Here is a 20,508-nt window from a genome sequence, read left to right as displayed (position 1 = left end):
ATCGTGACAACAGGTCCGGCGGTGCAAGCCGCCGGACCTGACCGGCTCGGGCCGGTCGCAGGCTTGATTTTTTAAACGGACGGGGACGCGTGGCTGACCAGACCACCAATGTATGGCCGGCCAACGCCGGCCCAGCCGATCTGATCTCGCCGGCCCGCAAGCGGGCGGGTTTTGCCCTGATGGCGGCCGCCACGCTTGGCCTGCTGGCGGTGATCGCGTTTGAGATCCTCTACAAGAACGAGATCACCACGCTCGGCTTCGAGACCTGGCGTCCGATCGTCTACGCCTATGTTCTGTGGGGCGTGACGCTTGGCATCGGCCAGGTGCTGACGCGCGGCGAGGACGGCCAGCGCGCGCTGTTCCTGCTGCCGGCGCTGCTGTTCACCATCGCCATGGTGATCTTCCCGACGCTGTTCGGCTTCTATATCGCGCTGACCGACTGGAACCTGTCGTCCTTTTCCGGCCGCAAGTTCAACGGGCTCGACAATTTCTGGCAGATGCTGGCCGATCCCTACTACCGCAACGCGCTGTTCAACATGGTGCTTTATGTGCTCGCCGTGCTGGTTGAGTATGTGATTGCCTTCGGCCTGGCGCTGCTGCTCAACGCGCAGATCCGGGCGCGCAAATTCTTCCGAGTCGTCTTCCTGATGCCGCTGATGCTGTCGCCGGTCGCGGTGTCGTGGATGATCGGCAAATCGCTGATGGAGTACCGTTTCGGGCCGGCGGCGACGCTGGCGCGCCATCTCGGCTGGGAAAACCCCGCCTTCTTCTCCAACCCGATCACCGCCCGCATCTCGATCATGGTGCTCGACGCCTGGACCTTCATCCCGTTCATGATGATCATGCTGCTTGCCGGCCTGCAGGCGATGTCGCGCGACGTGCTGGAAGCGGCGCGCGTCGATGGCGCTACGCCCTGGCAGACTTTCTGGCAGGTCACCTTCCCGCTGATGCTGCCGGTGTCGGTCACGGCGGTGATCCTGCGCATCATCTTCAAGCTGAAGCTCGCCGACATCATCATTACCGTCACCTCCGGCGGGCCTGGCGGCGCCACGGATTCGGTGTCGAGCTTCATCTACCGCGAATACCGCGACCGTTCGAATGTCGGCTACGGCACCATGCTGGCGATGGCCTATCTCGTCATCATCGTCGTGTTCGTGACCTGGCTGTTGAAATTCGCCAATCGCTTCGTGCGCAACGTGAACTGACGAGGCACAATGAGCGTCCAGACCACCGACTATGCTGCCTCGGAAATCCGCTCACCGCTGGGTTTTCTGGCCAATCGCATCTTCATCTATGGCGCGCTGGCGTTCTGGGCCTTCATCTGCCTGTTCCCGATCTACTGGACCATCACCACCTCGTTCAAGACCGCGGTCGACGTCACGCAAGGACACCTCATCCCGTTCGTCGACTTCCAACCGGACTGGAAAGGCTGGCGCTCGCTCGGCCTGTCGCCGGATTCGATCTTCCAGACCTCGACGGTGCGGGAGGAGTTTTTCAAGCGCTTCATGAATTCGGTCATCACCTCGGTCGGCGCGTCGAGCCTCGCCATCGTCATCGGCAGCCTCGCCGCCTATGGGCTGACCCGCTACCGCTATCAGTTCGCCTGGTTCAAGAACGAGGACATCTCCTTCTTCTTCCTGTCGCAGCTGATCCTGCCGCCGGTGGTGCTGGCCCTGCCCTTCCTGGTGCTCTACCGCGAGGTCGGTCTGCTCGACACACGCATCGGCCTGATCCTGCTCTACACGCTGATGGTGCTGCCGATCGTCATCTGGATCATGCGCGACCAGTTCAACTCGATCCCGGTCGAGCTCGAGGAGGCAGCGCTGGTCGACGGCCTCTCGATCTGGGGCGCTTTTTTCCGCATCGTCATGCCGATTGCGCTGCCGGGCATGGTCGCCGCTTTCATCCTGGCGATGGTGCTGTGCTGGAACGAGTATTTTTTCGCCGCGCTGCTGACCTCGACCGACGCCAAGACCATCCCGGTCATGGTGGCGAGCCAGACCGGCTCGCAAGGCATCAACTGGTGGTCGATGGCGGCTCTTGCCACCGCCGCGATCGCACCGCTGGCGGTCATCGGGATTGCGCTTGAGCGGTATCTGATCATGGGCATGACGGCTGGGGCGGTGAAGTAGGCGAGAGGCGGCGTGCCCCTCTACTGTTGACCTCGGCGGGACAGCACCCCCCTCTGGCCTGCCGGCCATCTCCCCCGCAAGGAGGGAGATCGGCAGCTTTGGCTGCATCGCTTTTCTTGCGACGTAGGTGATTGGCGAAAGCGGAAATGACATCTGATCTCCCCCCTTGCGGGGGAGATGTCCGGCAGGACAGAGCGGGGTGTGAAGCTACAGAGCGACTTTGTCTGCTAGCGCCCCAATATCGCCCTCAGGTGATCCATGATCATCGCCACACCCTTTCGCCCCAGCTCCGCCGAGGCCTCCGGCGCACTCGCCGTATACCACGCGGTATTCTCGCCAAAACGCCCGGCATCGACCGCTTCCGGACACAGTGCCAGCATCAATGATGTCTCGCCAACACCGGCGTGATCGAACGGATACTTCCCGTTCATGGCAGCCGACATCAGCGGGTGCACCTGCACCCAGTTGAAGAAATTCTCGCCGGCGGCGTGCCCGGCATAATAATCGGCCATCTCGTCTGAGCCCCACCAGCCCTCGCCGCGCTGCTTCTCGAGGAAGCGGAAGATCGCCTGGCGGCCGGCGGCCTTGAAGGCGAGATCGGTCGGCATGCCGGCGGCAAAGTTCTCGGTCTGGTGGTGGATGATGGCGTTGATGTTACGAAAGCCGATGCGCAGCAGGCTGTAGAACAATTCTTCGGCGAACGGCGCCAGCTGGTTGCCGCCGACCTGCACCGAGCCGTTGCCTTCGGGTGCTGCCACCACATAGCTCGCCGCACCGTAGTAGAAAGCCGGCAGGATGACGATGTCGGCCTCCTTCTCGTAGAGCTCCAGCGTCTTGATGACGGCCAGCGTGTCCATGCCGACAGCCATGTGCTCGCCGTGATATTCGAGCACGCCGAGCGGGAGAGCGACCGGCCAGTTCTCGGCGATCGCCTTGCGGATCTGGTGCGGCAGCATCAGTTCGTAGCGCATGATCTATTCCATGTTGGTGTGGCGGGTGCGCATGGCCTCGGACGACTGGCCGGTCAGCGCCTTGAGCTTCAGCACCATCACCTCGAACAGCAGGAACAGCGCCCCTTCGAAGACCGAGCCCATCGGCAGCAGCGATGTCTTTTGCGGCCCCTGGTCACGCGCCATGGTCTGCGCCGGGATCAGCAAGGTGAAGTCGGCAAGGGCGACCGCACTGCTGCCTGCCTCGGCGGTGAGCAAAAGCACGGTGGCGCCGGCCTTGCGGGCGACTTGCATCAAGGTGAGCACCGTCGTCGTCTCGCCCGGGCCGGAACTGACCAGGAAGACATCGGCTGCGCCAAGCGGTGGCGTGTTCATGTCGCCGACCACCGACACCTCAAGCCCGAGGTGATAGAGGCGCATGGCGAAACCCTTGAGCTGCAAGGCCTCGCGGCCGCAGCCATAGACGACGATCTTTTGCGCGCGGGCCAGGGTTTCGCAGGCGGTGTCGATGCCGGCTTCGTCGACGCGCGCCAGTACGGAGCCCAGCTCTTGCAGGGCCGTCGAAAACATATCCGAGCCGGCATTCGTCATGAGAGTCCCATCTGTCCGGCTGGGTTGTGGCCGGTGATTTCGGGTTGCGCGCTTTCGGAAAAAGGCTTGTTTTTGTTCATGCTATCACCGCGAAAATGCCTGTCCAACGGCCATGGCGGCTTTTGCTGAGCCAGCGGCGTGATAGTGTCATGTCAGACAATCAATCCAGGAAATCAGCACGACATGAAGACACGGCATTTCGACCGCATCGGCAATGGCGGCCTCGACTTCACCGAGCTTGGCTTCGGCAGCGCGCCGCTCGGCAACCTTTACCGCGCCGTCCCCGACGAGGATGCCAACGCGACGCTGGAGGCGGCGTGGGCGACCGGCTGCCGTTACTACGACACCGCGCCGCTCTATGGCCTGGGCCTTGCCGAAACACGGCTCAATGCCTTCCTGCGTGGTAGGAAGCGCGACGACTATGTGCTGTCGAGCAAGGTCGGTCGCCTGTTGCGCGCCTGCCCGCCGGAGGAACGAACCGGCATCGGCAAGTTCTTCGACACACCGACGCGCAAGGAGGTCTACGACTACAGCTATGACGGCGTCATGCGCTCGTTCGAGGCGTCGCTGGAACGGCTTGGCGTCGACCGCATCGACATCCTTTTCGTCCATGACCTCGACATCTTCACCCATGGCAGCAAGGAGGCGTCAGACCAGCGCATCGAGGAATTCATGGCCTCGGGCTACAACGGACTGGTTGCGCTGCGCGACCAGGGCGTGATCAAGGCCTTCGGCGGCGGCATCAACGAATGGGAGGTTTGCCAGACGCTGGCGGAGCGTGGCGACTTCGACCTGTTCCTGCTGGCCGGGCGCTACACGCTTCTGGAACAGGAAGCGCTTGCCACCTTCCTGCCGCTCTGTGAGCAACGCGGCATCGGCATCGTTCTCGGCGGTCCTTACAATTCCGGCATCCTGGCGACCGGGCCAAAGCCAGGCGCCTATTACAATTACTCCGAGGCGCCAAGGGACATCATGGAACGCGTCGGGCGCATCGAGGCCGTCTGCCAGCGCCATGGCGTCAGGCTGATCGAGGCGGCGCTGCAGTTTCCGCTGCTGCACCCTTCCGTGGTGTCGGTCATCCCCGGCGGCCAGCGGCCGAGTGAAGTCGAAAGCAACCGCACCCTGCTCGATGCCAAGCTGCCCGCGGCGCTGTGGGCGGACCTCACGCAGGAAGGCCTGATGCGCGCGGATGCGCCGGTGGGCTAACGGCCTGCCTCAGCGGGCTGACGGCCTGCCGCCTCGCCTTGGCATCGAGGCAAAAGAAAAGCCGGGCGAACCCGGCTTTTCAACATTCTCTGAAAAATTTTTAGTTGACCGCGTCCTTGAGGCCTTTGCCGGCCGAGAACTTCGGCACGGTACGCGCCGGAATCTTCACTTCCGCGCCAGTCTGCGGGTTGCGGCCAGTCGATGCCGCACGCTTGGAGACGGTGAAATTTCCGAAGCCGACGAGCCGTACATCGCCGCCCTTCTTCAGTTCGCCAGTGATGACGGAGAACACCGCCTCAACCGCCGACTGTGCGTCACCCTTCGAAATGCTCGCGGATTCAGCGACAGCGGAAACCAGTTCGTTCTTGTTCATAAAAATTCCCTTCCATGAGAAAACCGGAACTTTCGACTCATCCGGCAGGAGAGGGACTTTAGAAAGAAGCGCTCGCAAACCCAAGTCAAAAAGCCGGAAATAAGTTGAAAAAAGCCCGGAAAAGGTGGGTTTTTCACATGAAAAAGCCGGGCTCAAGGCCCGGCTCTCTCTTTGTGCACTGCAACTTTAGTAATTTCTAATGTGCAAGCGACTTTCCAGCATCGTCAACGGTATCGGTGGAAGCCGGCGGATTGACTGGCTCGACCCACTCGATCGGCTCCGGCATGCGCACCAACGCGTGCCTCAGAACCTCGCCGACACGTGAGACCGGAATGATCTCCATACCGTTCTTCACATTGTCCGGTATTTCCGCCAGATCCTTGGCGTTGTCTTCCGGGATCAGCACCTTCTTGATGCCGCCGCGCAATGCGGCGAGCAGCTTCTCCTTGAGGCCGCCGATCGGCAAGATGCGGCCGCGAAGCGTTATCTCGCCAGTCATCGCCACATCAGCCCGGACCGGAATACCAGTCATGACAGACACGATGGCTGTCGCCATGGCAGCACCTGCAGACGGACCGTCCTTCGGCGTGGCGCCTTCGGGCAAGTGGACGTGGATGTCACGCTTGTCGAACAGCGGCGGCTCGATGCCGAAATCGATGGCCCGCGAGCGGACATAAGAGGCCGCCGCCGAGATCGATTCCTTCATCACGTCGCGCAGATTGCCGGTCACCGTCATGCGGCCCTTGCCGGGCATCATGACGCCTTCGACCGTCAGCAGCTCGCCGCCGACTTCTGTCCAGGCAAGACCGGTGACGACACCGACCTGATCGTCGGCCTCGACCTGGCCGAAGCGGAAGCGCGGAACACCGAGGTAATCGGCGAGGTTCGCCGCCGTAATGCTCACCGTCTTCTTCTTCGTCTTCAGGATCTCGGTCACCGCCTTGCGCCCGAGCTTCATCAGCTCGCGCTCCAGGCTTCTGACGCCCGCTTCACGGGTGTAGGTCTGGATGATGCCGCGGATCGCGTCCTCGCCGACGGAGAATTCCTTCGGCTGCAGGGCATGATCGCGGATCACCTTGGGCATCAGGTGACGCTTGGCGATCTCGATCTTCTCGTCCTCGGTGTAGCCGGCGATACGGATGATCTCCATGCGGTCCATCAGGGGCGCAGGGATGTTCAGCGTGTTCGCCGTCGTCACGAACATCACGCTCGACAGGTCGTATTCGACCTCGAGGTAATGGTCCATGAACGTCGAGTTCTGCTCGGGATCGAGCACCTCGAGCAAAGCCGATGACGGATCGCCGCGGAAGTCCTGGCCCATCTTGTCGATCTCGTCGAGCAGGAAGAGCGGGTTGGACTTCTTGGCCTTCTTCATCGACTGGATGACCTTGCCGGGCATCGAGCCGATATAGGTGCGGCGGTGGCCACGGATCTCGGCCTCGTCACGCACGCCGCCAAGCGCCATGCGGATGAACTCGCGGCCGGTCGCCTTGGCGATCGACTTGCCGAGCGAGGTCTTGCCGACGCCGGGAGGGCCGACGAGGCACAGGATCGGCCCCTTCAGCTTCTTCTGGCGGCTTTGCACGGCGAGATACTCGACGATGCGGTCCTTGACCTTGTCGAGGCCGAAATGATCGGTGTCGAGCACGTTCTGCGCAAACGCCAGGTCCTGCTTGACCTTGGAGTTCTTGCCCCACGGGATCGACAGGATCCAGTCGAGGTAATTGCGCACGACGGTCGATTCCGCCGACATCGGCGACATCGTCCGCAGCTTCTTCAACTCGGCTTCCGCCTTTTCGCGGGCCTCCTTGGAGAGCTTGGTCTTCTTGATGCGCGCCTCGATCTCGGCGGCCTCGTCGCGGCCGTCCTCGCCTTCGCCGAGTTCCTTCTGGATCGCCTTCATCTGCTCGTTGAGGTAGTATTCGCGCTGCGTCTTCTCCATCTGGCGCTTGACGCGCGAGCGGATGCGCTTCTCCACCTGCAGGACGGAGATTTCGGCTTCCATGAAGCCCATCGCCTTTTCCAGCCGTTCCTTGACGGACAGCGTGGCCAGCATCTCCTGCTTCTCGGGGATCTTGATGGCGAGGTGCGAAGCAACCGTATCGGCGAGCTTGGAATAGTCGTCGATCTGGCTGGCGGCACCCACCACTTCAGGCGAGATCTTCTTGTTCAGCTTGACGTAGTTTTCGAAGTCGGTGACGACCGAACGGGCGAGCGCCTCGACCTCGACCTCTTCCTCCTCCGGCTCGACCAGCGCCGTGGCGGTAGCTTCGTGGAAGTCCGGACGGTCGGTGAACGAGACGATCTTGGCACGCGAAGCGCCTTCGACCAGCACCTTGACGGTGCCGTCGGGCAGCTTCAGCAATTGCAGCACATTGGCGAGCGTGCCGATGTCGAAGATCGCATCGGGCGTGGGATCGTCATCGGCGGCATTCATCTGGGTGGCAAGCAGGATCTGCTTTTCCTGACCCATAACCTCTTCCAGCGCCTTGATCGACTTTTCACGCCCGACAAAGAGCGGAACGATCATGTGCGGGAACACCACGATGTCGCGCAGTGGGAGGACTGCGAAGACGCCGTCGCTGGGAGCCTTGGATATTTTGGCCATTGTCCAACCTTTCATGTCGCGGCCGCTAATCGAGCCAACCGCGAATCTCATATTAACGACCGGGGATCGTTCCGCCTACCACCGTTTGTGACGGGAGTTTTACAGCACAGAATTCGGCACCTCGGCCTTCCAGTGTTAGTTGGATGCACGGTGGGCAAAGATCAAGGGTCGACACGGTCCGTTCATCCACTCCGTTACAAGGATTGGTACCTCACCACAGCAAAACGGCGCCCCGCGGGCGCCGTTCCATAAAAAGGTTAGACCAGATGCCAGATCAGGCGCTGACGTTGCCCTTCTTTTCCTTCTGCTCGGAATAGATGTAGAGCGGCCGGGCGCTGCCGGTCACCACTTCTTCCGAAATCACCACTTCGCGCACGCCTTCCAGAGCGGGCAGTTCGAACATGGTGTCGAGCAGGATCGCTTCCATGATCGAGCGCAGGCCACGGGCGCCGGTCTTGCGCTCGATGGCGCGCTTGGCGATCGCCGACAACGCATTCTCGTGGAAGGTCAGGTCGACACTCTCCATCTCGAACAGCCGCTGATACTGCTTGACCAGCGCGTTCTTCGGCTCGGTCAGGATCTGGATCAGCGCCGGCTCGTCGAGGTCTTCAAGCGTCGCCAGGACCGGCAGACGGCCGACAAACTCGGGGATGAGGCCGAACTTCAAGAGATCCTCGGGCTCGACCAGGCGGAACACGTCGCCGGTGCGACGATCCTCGGGCGAAGCCACGATGGCGCCGAAGCCGATGGAAGTCTTCCTGCCGCGATCCGAGATGATCTTGTCCAGCCCGGCGAAGGCGCCGCCGCAGATGAACAGGATATTGGCGGTGTCGACCTGCAGGAATTCCTGCTGCGGATGCTTGCGGCCGCCCTGCGGCGGCACGGAGGCAACGGTGCCTTCCATGATCTTCAGAAGCGCCTGCTGCACGCCCTCGCCCGACACGTCGCGGGTGATCGATGGGTTGTCGGACTTGCGCGAAATCTTGTCGATTTCATCGATGTAGACGATGCCGCGCTGGGCGCGCTCGACATTGTAGTCGGCCGACTGCAGGAGCTTCAGGATGATGTTTTCGACGTCCTCGCCGACGTAACCGGCTTCGGTCAGCGTCGTCGCGTCGGCCATGGTGAAGGGCACGTCGATGATGCGGGCCAGCGTCTGGGCAAGCAGCGTCTTGCCGCAGCCGGTCGGGCCGATCAGCAGGATGTTGGACTTCGCCAATTCGACGTCGTTGTTCTTGCCGGCATGCGCCAGGCGCTTGTAGTGGTTGTGGACCGCCACCGACAGCACGCGCTTGGCGTAGGGCTGGCCGATGACATAGTCGTCGAGAACCTTCAGGATCTCCTGCGGGGTCGGCACGCCCTCGCGCGACTTCACCATCGAGGTCTTGTTCTCCTCGCGGATGATATCCATGCACAGCTCTACGCACTCGTCGCAGATGAACACCGTTGGGCCGGCGATCAGCTTGCGCACCTCGTGCTGGCTTTTGCCGCAAAACGAGCAATAAAGCGTGTTCTTCGAATCACCGCTGTTGTTGCCGACTTTGCTCATTTTCCTGTCCTTTCATGGCCGCCCGCCGATGGTCTGGCTGAAAGGGCGCATATTCTATCTATCGCGGGAATTCGCCGCCGCCAGTGTCCCGGCTCCCGCAACGCATTCCGTACGAAACACAAATCAGAAAACGTCGCAATGATTCGCGCCAACCCTGCACAAAGCTAAGCCGTCGAAAATCAACATAGCCTTAACGTAGGCAATCCCATCCACCGAGGGAACAGCCAATTGTGGCCGAAATGCCGCAAATCCCAGCAAAAGCGCGTTATCCCGCCATCCAACTGCCATGCAGCGCTTATGCCGCAGCGCCTTCGACCGGCTCGCGCGACGAAATGACCTTGTCGATGAGGCCGAAATCCTTGGCTTCGTCGGCGGTCATGAAATGGTCGCGGTCAAGCGTCTTTTCAATGTCTTCGTAGCTCTTGCCGGTGTGTTTGACGTAGACCTCGTTGAGGCGGCGCTTCAGCTTGATGATGTCCTGCGCGTGCCGCTCGATGTCGGAGGCCTGGCCCTGGAAACCGCCGGAAGGCTGGTGAACCATGATACGGGCGTTCGGCGTGGCAAAACGCATGTCCTTGTGGCCGGCGGTCAGAAGCAGCGAGCCCATCGACGCCGCCTGGCCGATGCACAGCGTCGACACTGCCGGCTTGATGAACTGCATGGTGTCGTAGATCGCCATGCCCGAGGTCACCACGCCGCCCGGCGAGTTGATGTAGAGATTGATCTCTTTCTTCGGGTTCTCGGCTTCGAGGAACAAAAGCTGTGCACAAACCAGCGTCGCCATACCGTCTTCGACCGGGCCGGTGATGAAAATGATGCGCTCTTTCAGCAGGCGCGAGAAAATGTCGTAGGCCCGCTCGCCGCGATTGGTCTGCTCGACCACCATCGGAACGAGGTTCATGTAGGTTTCGACGGGGTTCTTCATGGACTACCCTTTTTGGAGATGGGGATTCCGGCGCCGGGAAATCGGGCAGAATCGGTTCTTGATGGTTAGAATGTAAATAGGATGCCGGCTCACCCTAGCGCAAGGCCGCCTCTCCTAGCCATCTGGTTAAGTCGAATCAAGGTTTCCGCGCAAGGGAAGCCCGAAGGCGGCCAACGGCGTTTTTGCGGTGTAGCAATTCCTTAACCGCGTCGCTTAACGAAACGCGGCGAAACCGCTTTCCCCCGGAGAACCATCCCCTACAGTTCAACGTTGAACCTCACCTTCTCGCGTTCAAACAGGAGGAGTGCCATGATCAGGAAAACTGTTTGCCTCGCCATTTCCGGCCTTGCCGGTCTCGGCATGGTGTCCGATGCGGTTGCCGACGGCCGGGCCGCCGAATGCTATGAGCCGGTGCACAGGCCGGCGCTCTATGACACCGTCTATGAAGACGTCATGGTCAGTCCCGGGCAGCTGGTCGACTATGATCCGCCGATCTATGGCACCATGGAGCGCGTCGAGCAGATCGCGCCGCCCCGAGTCACCTATGACATCGTACCGGCGAGAACCCGCACCGTTTACCGCACGGTCCAGGTCGACGATGGCGGCTATGCCTGGGAATGGCGCGTCATCCAGGGCCGCAAGGTGCTGTGCAAGGTGTGGCGCAAGGCCCGCTACGCGCGTGTCGCCGAAACGGTGATGCTTGAACCGGAGCGCACACGCCGGGTTGTGCTGCCGGCCGAATATGAAAGCGTCGCCCATGAAGTGCTGGTGCGGCCCGAGCGGCGGCACGTCACCCAGATAGCGCCGTCATACCAGAGGGTGGCGCGCCGGGTGGTGGTGCAGGAAGGCTCGACCAGCTGGCGCCGCGTGCATATTGCCAGGCATTGCCAGGACTAGACTTCGGTACTTCGCCGAGGTCCGTCTCGGTTAGCTCAATTCATAGGCCCGTCGGGGGCCAACATACGGTCTGGCACCAAGCCGGCAAGCCGCGCTAATGGTCTGGCATGACCACATCCATGCCGCCCTACCTCGCCTTTGATCCAGCCACGCGCCGCCTGCGGCTCGATCCGCACGAACCGGCGTTTTTCCAGAACCCTTACGACGCCTATGCCGTCCTGCATGGCGCATCGAATGCCTTCTTCTGGGAGGAATTCGGCTTCTGGTGCTTTGGCGGCTTCGACGACGTCAACCGGCTGTTGCGCGACCGCCGCTTCGGCCGCCAGAACCCGGCCGGCATTCCCGACAGCCGCGGCATCGGCGAGGATCGCTCGCATTTGGCCGCTTTCGACGGCATCGAGAGCAATTCGATGCTGGAGCTGGAGCCGCCGGTGCACACCAGGCTCAGAACCCTGGTCAACCGCGCCTTCGTCTCGCGCCAGGTCGAGCGGCTGCGGCCGCGCGTGGAGGCGCTGGCCAATGAGCTGATCGACCGTTTCGAACCGCGCCAGGTCGATCTTTTGCCCAGCTTCGCCGCGCCGTTGCCGATCACCATCATTGCCGAAATGCTTGGCGTGCCGGTCGAAATGGGGCCGCAACTGCTCGACTGGTCGCACCGGATGGTGGCCATGTACATGCATGGCCGCACGCGCGAGACCGAGCAAGCGGCCAATCGCGCCGCGCGCGATTTTTCCGACTTTTTGCGCGGCTATGTCACCGAGCGGCGCAAGAAGCCTAGCGACGACCTGCTGTCGCTGCTGATCGCGGCGCAGGAGGATGGCCAAAAGCTGTCGGAAGACGAGTTGGTCTCGTCCGCCATCCTGTTGCTCAATGCCGGCCACGAGGCGACCGTCCATCAAACCGGCAACGCCGTGCGCACGTTGCTGGCGCAAGGCGGCGACCCCGGCCGTTTCTTCACCTCGCCGGAAGCAACCGCTGCGACGGTCGAGGAGTGCCTGCGCTTCGACGCGCCGCTGCACATGTTCACCCGCTACGCCTATCAGGAGGTCGAGGTGACATCCGGGGTTGTCGTACAACCGGGCGAGACGGTCGGCCTGCTGCTCGGCATGGCCAATCATGATCCGCTTGCCTTTGCCGAACCTGGCGCCTTCCGGCCCGGCCGACCAGACCAGAAGAATGTCTCGTTCGGCGCCGGTATCCATTTCTGTATTGGTGCGCCGCTGGCGCGGCTGGAATTGCAGGTGTCGCTGAAAACCCTGTTCGAGCGGCAGCCGCAACTCCATCTTGCGGAGCAGCCGCGCTTCCGCGACACCTATCATTTTCATGGGCTGGAAAAGCTCATTGTGAGCTTGTGAGGACGGCGGAGCCGACGCATGCCCGAGAAAATGAGATTCGCCTTTCTACAGGAACCACCCTTCTGCTTTATCGACGGATCGGGACGTCTGGGCGGCAGCGATGCCCACTGGCCAAGAGGGTCTGCCTGACGCTCGGGCTGGAACTTTTGCCCATCGAGACCGAGTTTGCCGAGCTGCTGCCTGGGTTTGCCGAAGATCGGTGGGACATAACCACCGGCCTGTTCATTTCCGACGACCGCCGGAAGCTGGTCGACTTCACAAGGCCGATCTGGATGCTGGCGAATGGATTGCTGGTCGCGAAAGACAATCCCCGCGCCTTCGATGGCTATCGGTCCGTCGCCAATGATCGGACGGCGCTGATCGGCGTCATATCGGGCCAGATCCAGCACCGGACGGCCCTGCAAAACGCTATTCAGCCCGAACGGCTAAGGATATTTGCCACTCAGGCCGAAGCAGCTAACGCCGTCGCGGCCGGCGTGGTGCATGCCTATGCGAGTGCAGCGCTCGCGCATCGCGGCTATCTGAGCCGGCGACCCGACGCGCCTCTCGACGTCGTCGACGTCCCGGCAGTCGAAAAACAGCCAGCGCCCGGCGCTTTCGCTCTCGCCAAAGGCAGTGCCACCCTGCTCCAGCGCGTCGATTCATGTCTCAGTGATTTGCTTGGAAGTCCCTGGCACAGGGAGATGATGAGCGGATACGGCTTTTCCGACACTGACATCGATCGGCTTTTGTGAAGTCCAAGCGCGCCGCGAGCGTCAGAGCTTGATCACATACTCCTTGCGGGTCGTTTCAAGCACTTCCCAGCTGCCCCTGAAGCCTGGCCTGAGCACGAAGCTGTCGCCGGCGCGCACCGTGCGCGCCTCGCCGCCATCCTCGGCAACCACCGAGACGCCGGACAGGATGTGGCAGAACTCCCATTCGTCATATTCGATGCGCCATTTGCCCGGCGTCGCTTCCCAGATGCCGGCATAGAGGCGGCCATCGCGCTCCTCGACATTCCAGGTGCGGAACTTCGGATCGCCCGCAATCAGACGATTCGGCGCCGGGGCGCCAATCTCGGCGTCGACGCTGTCGGTCGATATGGCCAGGTAATGCGCGGACAGGGTTTGCCTCCAACAGGTTAGTGAGTAGTGAGTAGTGCAGTGAGTAGTGAGCGGAAAGCGCTCCCTCGAACGGGTGGCTAATCACTAGTCACTGCTAACTAGTGAATACCGACCACTACTCACTACTCACTACTCACTACTCACTACTCACTACTCACTACTCGCTCAAAAAATCAAACCTTGGTCAAAGCCTGTTCCAGATCGGCGACGATGTCGTTGACATCCTCGATGCCGACGGAAAGCCGGACCGTGTCCGGTCCCGCGCCCGCCTTGACCTTCTGCTCGTCGGAAAGCTGGCGATGCGTGGTCGATGCCGGATGGATGACCAGCGACTTGGTGTCGCCGACATTGGCGAGGTGCGAGAACAGTTCGAGCGCCTCGACGAACTTGATGCCGGCCTCGTAGCCGCCCTTCAGGCCGAAGGTGAAGACAGCACCGGCGCCTTGCGGCGAGTATTTCTTCTGCAGCGCGTTGTTCTTGTCGCTGGGCAGGCCGGGATAGTTGACCCAGGCGACCTTGGGGTGGTTGGACAGCCAGCCGGCTACGGTGATCGCATTGTCGCAATGGCGCTGCATCCTGAGCGGCAGGGTCTCCAGCCCGGTCAGGATCAGGAAGGCATTGAACGGCGAAATGGCCGGGCCGATGTCACGCAGGCCAAGCACGCGCGCGGCGATGGCGAAAGCGAAATTGCCGAAGGTTTCGTGCAGGACAAGGCCGCCATATTCGGGGCGCGGCTCCGACAGCATCGGATATTTGCCGGATTTCGACCAGTCGAACGTGCCGCCATCGACGATGGCGCCGCCGATCGAATTGCCGTGGCCGCCGATGAACTTGGTCAGCGAATGGACGACGATGTCGGCGCCATGCTCGATCGGCCGCACCAGATAGGGCGAGGCCAGCGTGTTGTCGACGATGAGCGGCAAGCCGTGCTTGCGGGCGATGTCGCCGATTTTCTCTATGTCGACGAAGGTGCCGCCGGGATTGGCCAGGCTCTCGATGAAGATCGCCTTGGTCTTGTCGTCTATCTGGCTTTCGAAGGTGGAGACGTCGTTGGTGTCGGCCCAACGCACCTCCCAGCCGAAATTCTTGAAGGCATGGCCGAACTGATTGATCGAACCACCGTAAAGCCTTGTGGCGGCGACGAAATTATCGCCAGGCCGCATGAGATTGTGGAACACGATCACCTGTGCGGCATGGCCGGAAGCAACGGCAAGCGCCGCTGTGCCACCTTCAAGCGCCGCGATCCGTTCCTCCAGCACCGCCTGGGTCGGGTTCATGATGCGGGTGTAGATGTTGCCGAAGGCTTTCAGCCCGAACAGCGAAGCGGCATGGTCGGCATCGTCGAACACAAAGGAGGTCGTCTGGTAGATCGGCGTGGCGCGCGCGCCCGTCGCCGGGTCGGGCTTGGCGCCGGCATGGACGGCGAGCGTGTTGAAACCGGGCGTGCGGGTCATCGAAAACCTCCGTGAGCGGTAAACGTGTGAATGATGAAATGGTCAATGGTCAATGGTGAGCGATGAATGGTGGTCGCAAAGTCGGCCAGTCCCACCTTGATTGCAAGCCGCTCATATGCGCCTTTACCCGGCTTCCAGGAAAATCCTTCTATTCACCATTCACCATTCACTGCCTTACTTCTGGCGCACACCGAAACTCTGGAATCCCGACCGCATCAGCGGCTTCTTCGACGACAGCACACCGGAGTTGACGCCGGTCCAGCCAATCTCGCCCGACAGCTTGCCATATTCGATCTTCGGGCAGCGGTTCATCACCACCTTGATACCGGCCGCCTCGGCACGCGTCGCCGCCTCGTCGTCGCGCACGCCAAGCTGCATCCAGATCACCTTCGGCAAGGGATCGAGCTTCAGCACCTCATCGACAATGCCGGGCACCGCTGCAGAGGCGCGAAAGATGTCGACCATGTCGACCGGCTCCGGCAGATCGGCAAGGCTAGCATAGGTCATGCGGCCGAGGATTTCCTTGCCCGCCTGCCCCGGATTGATCGGAAACACCGAAAAGCCCTTGGCCAGCAGATATTTCAGCACGAAAAAGCTCGGCCTGACATCGTTGGCCGACGCGCCGACCATGGCGATGGTCTTCACAGAATTGAGGATGCCGCCGATATAGGCATTGTCGTATGCGTCGTGGTTCATGCGGCCTTCCTGCGGTAGTGATAGCGGTAGAGTTCACGGTTGAACCCAAGCGAGGCATAGAGCGCGCGGCCTGGCGCGTTGTCGGCGACGACCTGAAGGCAGGCGGCCGAAGCGCCGCCCCCCCGCCCAGCCGATCAGGCCGCCAACCGTCTTGCGGCCCAGCCCTTGCTGCCTGAAGCGGCCATCGGTTTCAACCGATTCCACGACCAGCAGTCCATCACGGATGACACCAAAGGCCAGGGCGACAATTTCGCCGTCGCGTTCGCTCGACGCAAAAGCCCTCTCCCCGGCGATCAGCCCGGTCGTTTCGCGAAAGACGAGGCGATCTATGTCGCCGTAGGCTCCCATGCGAAATCGCGCGTCGAACCAATTTTCGCTTGGCATTGTTGAGATGACGACCTGTGCGTCGCGCGATGCTTTGAACGGCTCGATATCAGCGAGCAGGTGGATCGTGCCGCCTTCAAAGGCATAGTCGTGACGGTCAAGAATCGTGTCCATCTCGGCGGCAATGGCAGCGACCCGAAACAAAGGCGTCTGACCGTGGTCGGCATAGAATACCTCCGCGGCCGCTAGCGCCGCTTCGGGCCCTGCCCGTTTGCCACGTAGCGGATTAACCGAGTTGGTTCGGCGAATCTTGCCGCCTGACCGACGCAGAAGCCAGCCATCGACGACCGTCTCGGACGACGCCGGGAAGCCTTCGCGGCAAGCCTGCTCGACCCGCCAATTGAGATCATCGTCAGGAACAGTCATTCGTCGCCTTCCCTCAGCGCTTCCTCCATAAACGTCTCGGGGTCGGTGCAGAAGTCGCGCATCATACGAAAATGATCGGTGTCGCTGAAATCGGCCGGATCGAGGCCGAAACGGCTGATTCGGAAGAGCCGCGCGCCGGGACAAGCCATCAGCAGCGGCGAATGCGTCGCCATGATTACTTGCGCCGTGCCGGACCGGTCCATGCGCCGCAGCATCTTCAGCAGCTCGATCTGCCGCGATGGCGACAGCGCGCTTTCGGGCTCGTCGAGGATGTAGACGCCTTGCCGGCGGCAGCGCTCCTCGAAGAAGCGGATGAAGCCTTCGCCATGCGACCACGATAGAAAGTCCGGTGGCGGTGGCCTGAACGGGTCTTCGAGTGCCGCCTGGTCGAGATAGCGCGCGACCGAGTAAAAAGATTCGGCACGAAAGAACCAGCCGGCGGTGACCTTCGGCAGCCAGTGGCCGCGGAATGTATTCGCCAGTGCCGCACCGCTCTTGTCGATGGCGATGGAATGATCGACCGGACGATAGCCCTTGCCGCCGCCGGCCTCGTCGTAACCGGCCAGCGCGCCGATGGCTTCCAGCAGTGTCGATTTGCCGGTGCCGTTTTCACCGACAATGATGGTGATCGGCGTGGTGAATTCGAGCTCGAATTCACGGCCGCGAAACAGCGGCAGGTTCCATGGATATTTTTCCCAATCTTCCACGCGCTCGGGGTCAATCAGGATGCGTTTGAGATAAGGCGCCTTAAGCCGGGTCAGTTGCTTGCGATAGCCCATGCGGACGCTCAGTCCGGCAGCGAGATGGTGCCGTCATCCGCGATCGGGAAGGCCGGATTGTGTGCGACTTCCCAGACATGGCCGTCGGCATCGGCGAAATATCCATACCAGCCGCCCCAGAAGGCGCGGCCTGCCGGCTTGACGATCCTGCCGCCGGCCTTCTCGGCGGCCGCCAGCACGTCGTCGACTTCGGCATCGGAGCGGGTGTTGTAGGCGAGGTAGACCGCCGACGGTGCTGCGGCGAAGGCAATGCCTGAATCCTCCTCGGCGCTTGGCCTCGGGAACAGGCCGAGAATGGCGCCGCCCATCTGGAAGAAGGCGACGCCATCGGTGATGCCGGCGTGGCGCTTCAAGCCCATGCCTTCGTAAAAGCGCACGGCGCGCTCGAGATCGTCGGTGGCGATGGTGATGATGGAGATGCGCGGTTCCATGGATCGAAAACCTATTCGTCCGTCCATTCCGGTTTGCGCTTGCCGATGAAGGCACCGATGCCTTCCTCGGCGTCGCGGGCCAGCATGTTCTCGACCATGACGCGGCCGGTATAGGCATACGCGTCCGCCAACCCCATCTCGGCCTGCGCGTAAAAGGCTTCCTTGCCGGTCTTGACCACCAGAGATGATTTGGAGGCAATGGTTTGCGCGTATTTGGTGACGATCTGATTCAGGTATTCGCGCGGCACGACGCGGTTGACCAGGCCGAATTCCTTGGCGGTTGCGGCGTCGATGGTCTCGCCGGTGAGCAGCATTTCCATGGCGTGCTTGTGAGACACGTTGCGTGACAGCGCCACCATCGGCGTCGAACAAAACAGGCCGATATTGACGCCCGGCGTGCAGAAGGTCGCTTCATGCGAGGCAATGGCGAGGTCGCAACTGCCAACCAGTTGCAGCCCCGCAGCGGTGGCTAGGCCATCGACTTCGGCGATGATCGGGAGCGGATGGCGCACGATCTGCTGCATCAACGCCGCGCAAGCCGAAAATGTCTGCTCGAAAAACCCCTTGCCCTTGTCGGCGTCGGCGCGGCGCGCGGTCATTTCCTTGAGATCGTGACCGGCGCAGAAGACTTTCCCGGCGGCCGCCAAGACGATGACGCGGACCGATTTGTTGGCCTTGGCACGGTCGAGCTCGGCGCTGAATGCCGCCATGACGGAAAGCGACAAGGCATTGGCGGGCGGATTGGCGAGCGTCAGGCGCAGCACGCCCTTGTCCAGCCCGGCGATGACCGGCCCGTCTATGGCAACAGGTTTGATCGAAAGGATTTCGGCCATGACAAGGGTCTCCGCGATTCCGCCGGGCGCCGCCAGACTATCTAATATCGGATCGAGTTTCATCAACACCCATCGCTTGCGCCAGAGGTGTTGCCAGAAGCGCATCATTGCGTTCATACAGGCCCGGCATAGAACGAGAGACCGACATGCCCGCCCAGGATAATCTCAAGCCGGTGCTGACGGCGGCTGAAGTCAATGCGCTGATGGCCAGCGTCTACCCGCAGCTCAACGACGAGTTCACGTCGTATGAGGCGCTCGATGTGTTTCCGGGCGGCTGCACGGTGCGGCTCAATGCCGACGAGCGGCATTTGCGGCCCGGCGGCACGGTGTCCGGGCCCTCGCTGTTCACGCTGGCCGACATTGGCGGCTATGTCTGCGTGCTCAGCCATGCCGGGCCGGATGCGCTTTCGGTTACCGTCAACCTCAACATCAATTTCGTCCGCAAGGCCGAGGCCGGCCCGATCGACGGCCATTGCCGCATCCTGAAGCTGGGCAAGAGCCTGATGGTGTTCGATATCGACATCGTCGGCGGACCGAGGGAACACACGGTAGCGCATGCGACCGGCACCTATTCGATCCCGCCGAAGCGCGCCGCCGATGTGGTAAAATAATACCTTTTGGTCAAACCTTTGTTTTTATTACACTTTGCGAGCAGACGTGCGTTTCCTGCGCCTTGACGTGCCCACTCCCCTCGCCTATAAGCCGTCACGAAGCAGCGGCCCGCAAAGGCCGCCGTTTTGTTATTGGCGGCGGGCAAGTGCCTTGTCGCCAATCCAAGCAACAAGAAACGCCTTCTTCGGAAGGTCAAAATCGAAAGCAGAAATCCATGGCAACCTTTTCGCAGAAGCCTGCGGATGTGGTGAAGAAGTGGGTGCTGATCGACGCCGAGGGTCTCGTCGTCGGCCGTCTCGCCACTGTCATCGCCAATCATCTTCGCGGCAAGCACAAGCCCACCTTCACCCCGCATGTCGACGACGGCGACAACGTCATCGTCATCAATGCCGACAAGGTGGTGTTCACCGGCAAGAAGTTCACCGACAAGGTCTACTACTGGCACACCGGTCACCCCGGCGGCATCAAGGAGCGCACCGCGCGCCAGCTGCTCGAGGGCCGTTTCCCCGAGCGTGTCGTCGAGAAGGCCGTCGAACGCATGATCCCGCGCGGGCCGCTCGGCCGTCGCCAGATGAAGAACCTCCGCGTCTATGCAGGCACGGAACATCCGCATGTCGCCCAGCAGCCCGTCACCCTCGACGTCGGCGCGCTGAACGCCAAGAACAAGAAGGTTGCATAAGATGGCTGAGCTTTCCTCGCTCGCAGAATTGGGCGCCGCCACCGGCAACACCAACACCCAGCCGGCAGCACCCGTCCATGTCCAGAAGCTCGACAAGTCGGGCCGCGCCTATGCCACCGGCAAGCGCAAGAACGCCATTGCGCGCGTCTGGGTGAAGCCGGGTTCCGGCAAGATCGTCGTCAACGACAAGGAATTCGCGACCTATTTCGCGCGTCCGGTCCTGCAGATGATCCTCAACCAGCCGATCATCGCTTCCAACCGCGCCGGCCAGTACGACATCGTCGCCACCGTCATCGGCGGCGGCCTGTCCGGCCAGGCCGGTGCCGTTCGTCACGGCATTTCCAAGGCGCTGACCTACTACGAGCCGGCACTGCGCGCCGTGCTCAAGAAGGGCGGCTTCCTGACCCGCGACAGCCGCGTCGTCGAGCGCAAGAAGTACGGCAAGGCGAAGGCCCGCCGCAGCTTCCAATTCTCGAAGCGCTAAGCGTATCGGGCTTCAAGCAATCGAAAGGCCGCTTCCGGGCGGCCTTTTTTGTTTTGCGGTCACGGCAGTCACCCCGACCGCGCCTTCGGCGCGACCTCCCC

The 20,508-nt window shown here is 61.8% G+C and carries 22 protein-coding genes; 9 read left to right on the top strand and 13 right to left on the bottom strand.

The genetic code is table 11. From position 1 onward, the window contains the following. The first annotated feature begins 89 nt into the window (after positions 1-89). Both NKI61_RS18290 and NKI61_RS18285 read left to right on the top strand, forming a co-directional pair. Complete coding sequence (locus tag NKI61_RS18290; protein ID WP_023682300.1) at positions 90-1,205, top strand: carbohydrate ABC transporter permease; 1,116 nt, start codon at positions 90-92, stop codon at positions 1,203-1,205. Positions 1,206-1,214: 9 nt separating this feature from the next. Beyond that, positions 1,215-2,132, top strand: a complete 918-nt coding sequence (locus NKI61_RS18285; protein ID WP_023669427.1) for a carbohydrate ABC transporter permease — start codon at positions 1,215-1,217, stop codon at positions 2,130-2,132. A gap of 227 nt (positions 2,133-2,359) precedes the next feature. Here NKI61_RS18285 and NKI61_RS18280 read toward each other — a convergent pair whose 3' ends face one another. Both NKI61_RS18280 and NKI61_RS18275 read right to left on the bottom strand, forming a co-directional pair. Continuing rightward, the gene (locus NKI61_RS18280; RefSeq protein WP_352840229.1) at positions 2,360-3,103 is read right to left on the bottom strand and encodes a creatininase family protein; all 744 of its coding nucleotides are present in this window, start codon (positions 3,101-3,103) and stop codon (positions 2,360-2,362) included. A 3-nt stretch (positions 3,104-3,106) separates the two neighbouring features. Next, a complete protein-coding gene (locus NKI61_RS18275) occupies positions 3,107-3,673 on the bottom strand; it encodes an SIS domain-containing protein (RefSeq protein WP_352538790.1) in 567 nt (188 codons plus the stop codon). A 183-nt stretch (positions 3,674-3,856) separates the two neighbouring features. On the opposite strand from NKI61_RS18275, the gene NKI61_RS18270 reads away from it, so the two are divergent. Continuing rightward, the gene (locus NKI61_RS18270; RefSeq protein WP_352840227.1) at positions 3,857-4,879 is read left to right on the top strand and encodes an aldo/keto reductase; all 1,023 of its coding nucleotides are present in this window, start codon (positions 3,857-3,859) and stop codon (positions 4,877-4,879) included. Between the two features lie 100 nt (positions 4,880-4,979). Here the strand turns inward: NKI61_RS18270 and NKI61_RS18265 are convergent, their stop codons facing one another. The 4 genes from NKI61_RS18265 to clpP form a co-directional block, all read right to left on the bottom strand. Next, a complete protein-coding gene (locus NKI61_RS18265) occupies positions 4,980-5,252 on the bottom strand; it encodes an HU family DNA-binding protein (protein WP_023669423.1) in 273 nt (90 codons plus the stop codon). A gap of 196 nt (positions 5,253-5,448) precedes the next feature. After that, positions 5,449-7,860, bottom strand: coding sequence for an endopeptidase La (lon, locus tag NKI61_RS18260; protein WP_352840226.1), 2,412 nt, complete (start codon positions 7,858-7,860; stop codon positions 5,449-5,451). A 274-nt stretch (positions 7,861-8,134) separates the two neighbouring features. Then, positions 8,135-9,409: an ATP-dependent Clp protease ATP-binding subunit ClpX gene (gene clpX, locus NKI61_RS18255; RefSeq protein ID WP_023682305.1), complete on the bottom strand. Its 1,275-nt coding sequence runs from the start codon at positions 9,407-9,409 to the stop codon at positions 8,135-8,137. A gap of 295 nt (positions 9,410-9,704) precedes the next feature. Then, on the bottom strand, positions 9,705-10,334 hold the full coding sequence (gene clpP, locus NKI61_RS18250) for an ATP-dependent Clp endopeptidase proteolytic subunit ClpP (protein WP_023682306.1): 630 nt from the start codon (positions 10,332-10,334) through the stop codon (positions 9,705-9,707). 309 nt (positions 10,335-10,643) lie between these two features. On the opposite strand from clpP, the gene NKI61_RS18245 reads away from it, so the two are divergent. The 3 genes from NKI61_RS18245 to NKI61_RS18235 all read left to right on the top strand — a co-directional run bounded on the left by NKI61_RS18245 (position 10,644) and on the right by NKI61_RS18235 (position 13,320). Further along, positions 10,644-11,231: a hypothetical protein gene (locus NKI61_RS18245; RefSeq protein WP_352840225.1), complete on the top strand. Its 588-nt coding sequence runs from the start codon at positions 10,644-10,646 to the stop codon at positions 11,229-11,231. Between the two features lie 107 nt (positions 11,232-11,338). After that, positions 11,339-12,586, top strand: coding sequence for a cytochrome P450 (locus NKI61_RS18240; protein ID WP_352840224.1), 1,248 nt, complete (start codon positions 11,339-11,341; stop codon positions 12,584-12,586). Between the two features lie 146 nt (positions 12,587-12,732). Then, entirely contained in the window at positions 12,733-13,320 is a 588-nt protein-coding gene (locus NKI61_RS18235) for a transporter substrate-binding domain-containing protein (protein WP_352535704.1), read from the top strand. Between the two features lie 21 nt (positions 13,321-13,341). Here NKI61_RS18235 and NKI61_RS18230 read toward each other — a convergent pair whose 3' ends face one another. The 7 genes from NKI61_RS18230 to NKI61_RS18200 all read right to left on the bottom strand — a co-directional run bounded on the left by NKI61_RS18230 (position 13,342) and on the right by NKI61_RS18200 (position 18,632). After that, positions 13,342-13,689 carry a cupin domain-containing protein gene (locus NKI61_RS18230; protein WP_023734124.1) on the bottom strand — a complete coding sequence of 116 codons (348 nt, stop codon included), beginning with the start codon at positions 13,687-13,689 and terminating at the stop codon, positions 13,342-13,344. Between the two features lie 173 nt (positions 13,690-13,862). Continuing rightward, positions 13,863-15,143 carry an O-acetylhomoserine aminocarboxypropyltransferase gene (locus NKI61_RS18225; protein WP_023669415.1) on the bottom strand — a complete coding sequence of 427 codons (1,281 nt, stop codon included), beginning with the start codon at positions 15,141-15,143 and terminating at the stop codon, positions 13,863-13,865. Positions 15,144-15,317: 174 nt separating this feature from the next. Then, the gene (locus NKI61_RS18220; RefSeq protein WP_352840223.1) at positions 15,318-15,839 is read right to left on the bottom strand and encodes a CoA-binding protein; all 522 of its coding nucleotides are present in this window, start codon (positions 15,837-15,839) and stop codon (positions 15,318-15,320) included. A gap of 33 nt (positions 15,840-15,872) precedes the next feature. Then, a complete protein-coding gene (locus NKI61_RS32930) occupies positions 15,873-16,589 on the bottom strand; it encodes a GNAT family N-acetyltransferase, cg3035/Rv0428c family (RefSeq protein WP_502899904.1) in 717 nt (238 codons plus the stop codon). Next, positions 16,586-17,368: an AAA family ATPase gene (locus NKI61_RS18210; protein WP_352840221.1), complete on the bottom strand. Its 783-nt coding sequence runs from the start codon at positions 17,366-17,368 to the stop codon at positions 16,586-16,588. The genes NKI61_RS32930 and NKI61_RS18210 overlap by 4 nt, the downstream gene beginning before the upstream one ends. An 8-nt stretch (positions 17,369-17,376) precedes the next feature. Then, on the bottom strand, positions 17,377-17,799 hold the full coding sequence (locus NKI61_RS18205; protein ID WP_023689472.1) for a VOC family protein: 423 nt from the start codon (positions 17,797-17,799) through the stop codon (positions 17,377-17,379). 11 nt (positions 17,800-17,810) lie between these two features. After that, a complete protein-coding gene (locus NKI61_RS18200; RefSeq protein WP_023734125.1) occupies positions 17,811-18,632 on the bottom strand; it encodes an enoyl-CoA hydratase in 822 nt (273 codons plus the stop codon). A gap of 146 nt (positions 18,633-18,778) precedes the next feature. On the opposite strand from NKI61_RS18200, the gene NKI61_RS18195 reads away from it, so the two are divergent. The 3 genes from NKI61_RS18195 to rpsI all read left to right on the top strand — a co-directional run bounded on the left by NKI61_RS18195 (position 18,779) and on the right by rpsI (position 20,407). After that, on the top strand, positions 18,779-19,243 hold the full coding sequence (locus NKI61_RS18195; RefSeq protein WP_023669410.1) for a PaaI family thioesterase: 465 nt from the start codon (positions 18,779-18,781) through the stop codon (positions 19,241-19,243). Between the two features lie 215 nt (positions 19,244-19,458). Continuing rightward, on the top strand, positions 19,459-19,923 hold the full coding sequence (gene rplM / locus NKI61_RS18190; RefSeq protein ID WP_023669409.1) for a 50S ribosomal protein L13: 465 nt from the start codon (positions 19,459-19,461) through the stop codon (positions 19,921-19,923). A gap of 1 nt (position 19,924) precedes the next feature. Continuing rightward, a complete protein-coding gene (rpsI, locus tag NKI61_RS18185) occupies positions 19,925-20,407 on the top strand; it encodes a 30S ribosomal protein S9 (protein WP_023669408.1) in 483 nt (160 codons plus the stop codon). Positions 20,408-20,508 lie beyond the last annotated feature (101 nt).

It is taken from the genome of Mesorhizobium sp. M0514 (genome assembly GCF_040321145.1).
GTDB lineage: Bacteria > Pseudomonadota > Alphaproteobacteria > Rhizobiales > Rhizobiaceae > Mesorhizobium.
Note: the sequence above shows the minus strand (reverse complement) of the source record. Positions and strands in the feature narration are given on the sequence as shown.

What these genes read in the sequence shown, in the direction of transcription:
- NKI61_RS32930 (WP_502899904.1), bottom strand. Translation starts at nt 16,589, where the DNA reads ATGACTGTTCCTGACGATGATCTCAATTGGCGGGTCGAGCAGGCTTGC.
- NKI61_RS18205 (WP_023689472.1), bottom strand. Translation starts at nt 17,799, where the DNA reads ATGGAACCGCGCATCTCCATCATCACCATCGCCACCGACGATCTCGAG.
- NKI61_RS18220 (WP_352840223.1), bottom strand. Translation starts at nt 15,839, where the DNA reads ATGAACCACGACGCATACGACAATGCCTATATCGGCGGCATCCTCAAT.
- NKI61_RS18210 (WP_352840221.1), bottom strand. Translation starts at nt 17,368, where the DNA reads ATGGGCTATCGCAAGCAACTGACCCGGCTTAAGGCGCCTTATCTCAAA.
- NKI61_RS18200 (WP_023734125.1), bottom strand. Translation starts at nt 18,632, where the DNA reads ATGGCCGAAATCCTTTCGATCAAACCTGTTGCCATAGACGGGCCGGTC.
- NKI61_RS18225 (WP_023669415.1), bottom strand. Translation starts at nt 15,143, where the DNA reads ATGACCCGCACGCCCGGTTTCAACACGCTCGCCGTCCATGCCGGCGCC.
- NKI61_RS18275 (WP_352538790.1), bottom strand. Translation starts at nt 3,673, where the DNA reads ATGACGAATGCCGGCTCGGATATGTTTTCGACGGCCCTGCAAGAGCTG.
- NKI61_RS18270 (WP_352840227.1), top strand. Translation starts at nt 3,857, where the DNA reads ATGAAGACACGGCATTTCGACCGCATCGGCAATGGCGGCCTCGACTTC.
- NKI61_RS18285 (WP_023669427.1), top strand. Translation starts at nt 1,215, where the DNA reads ATGAGCGTCCAGACCACCGACTATGCTGCCTCGGAAATCCGCTCACCG.
- NKI61_RS18265 (WP_023669423.1), bottom strand. Translation starts at nt 5,252, where the DNA reads ATGAACAAGAACGAACTGGTTTCCGCTGTCGCTGAATCCGCGAGCATT.
- lon (WP_352840226.1), bottom strand. Translation starts at nt 7,860, where the DNA reads ATGGCCAAAATATCCAAGGCTCCCAGCGACGGCGTCTTCGCAGTCCTC.
- clpP (WP_023682306.1), bottom strand. Translation starts at nt 10,334, where the DNA reads ATGAAGAACCCCGTCGAAACCTACATGAACCTCGTTCCGATGGTGGTC.
- NKI61_RS18245 (WP_352840225.1), top strand. Translation starts at nt 10,644, where the DNA reads ATGATCAGGAAAACTGTTTGCCTCGCCATTTCCGGCCTTGCCGGTCTC.
- NKI61_RS18195 (WP_023669410.1), top strand. Translation starts at nt 18,779, where the DNA reads ATGCCCGCCCAGGATAATCTCAAGCCGGTGCTGACGGCGGCTGAAGTC.
- rplM (WP_023669409.1), top strand. Translation starts at nt 19,459, where the DNA reads ATGGCAACCTTTTCGCAGAAGCCTGCGGATGTGGTGAAGAAGTGGGTG.
- clpX (WP_023682305.1), bottom strand. Translation starts at nt 9,409, where the DNA reads ATGAGCAAAGTCGGCAACAACAGCGGTGATTCGAAGAACACGCTTTAT.
- rpsI (WP_023669408.1), top strand. Translation starts at nt 19,925, where the DNA reads ATGGCTGAGCTTTCCTCGCTCGCAGAATTGGGCGCCGCCACCGGCAAC.
- NKI61_RS18240 (WP_352840224.1), top strand. Translation starts at nt 11,339, where the DNA reads ATGACCACATCCATGCCGCCCTACCTCGCCTTTGATCCAGCCACGCGC.
- NKI61_RS18280 (WP_352840229.1), bottom strand. Translation starts at nt 3,103, where the DNA reads ATGCGCTACGAACTGATGCTGCCGCACCAGATCCGCAAGGCGATCGCC.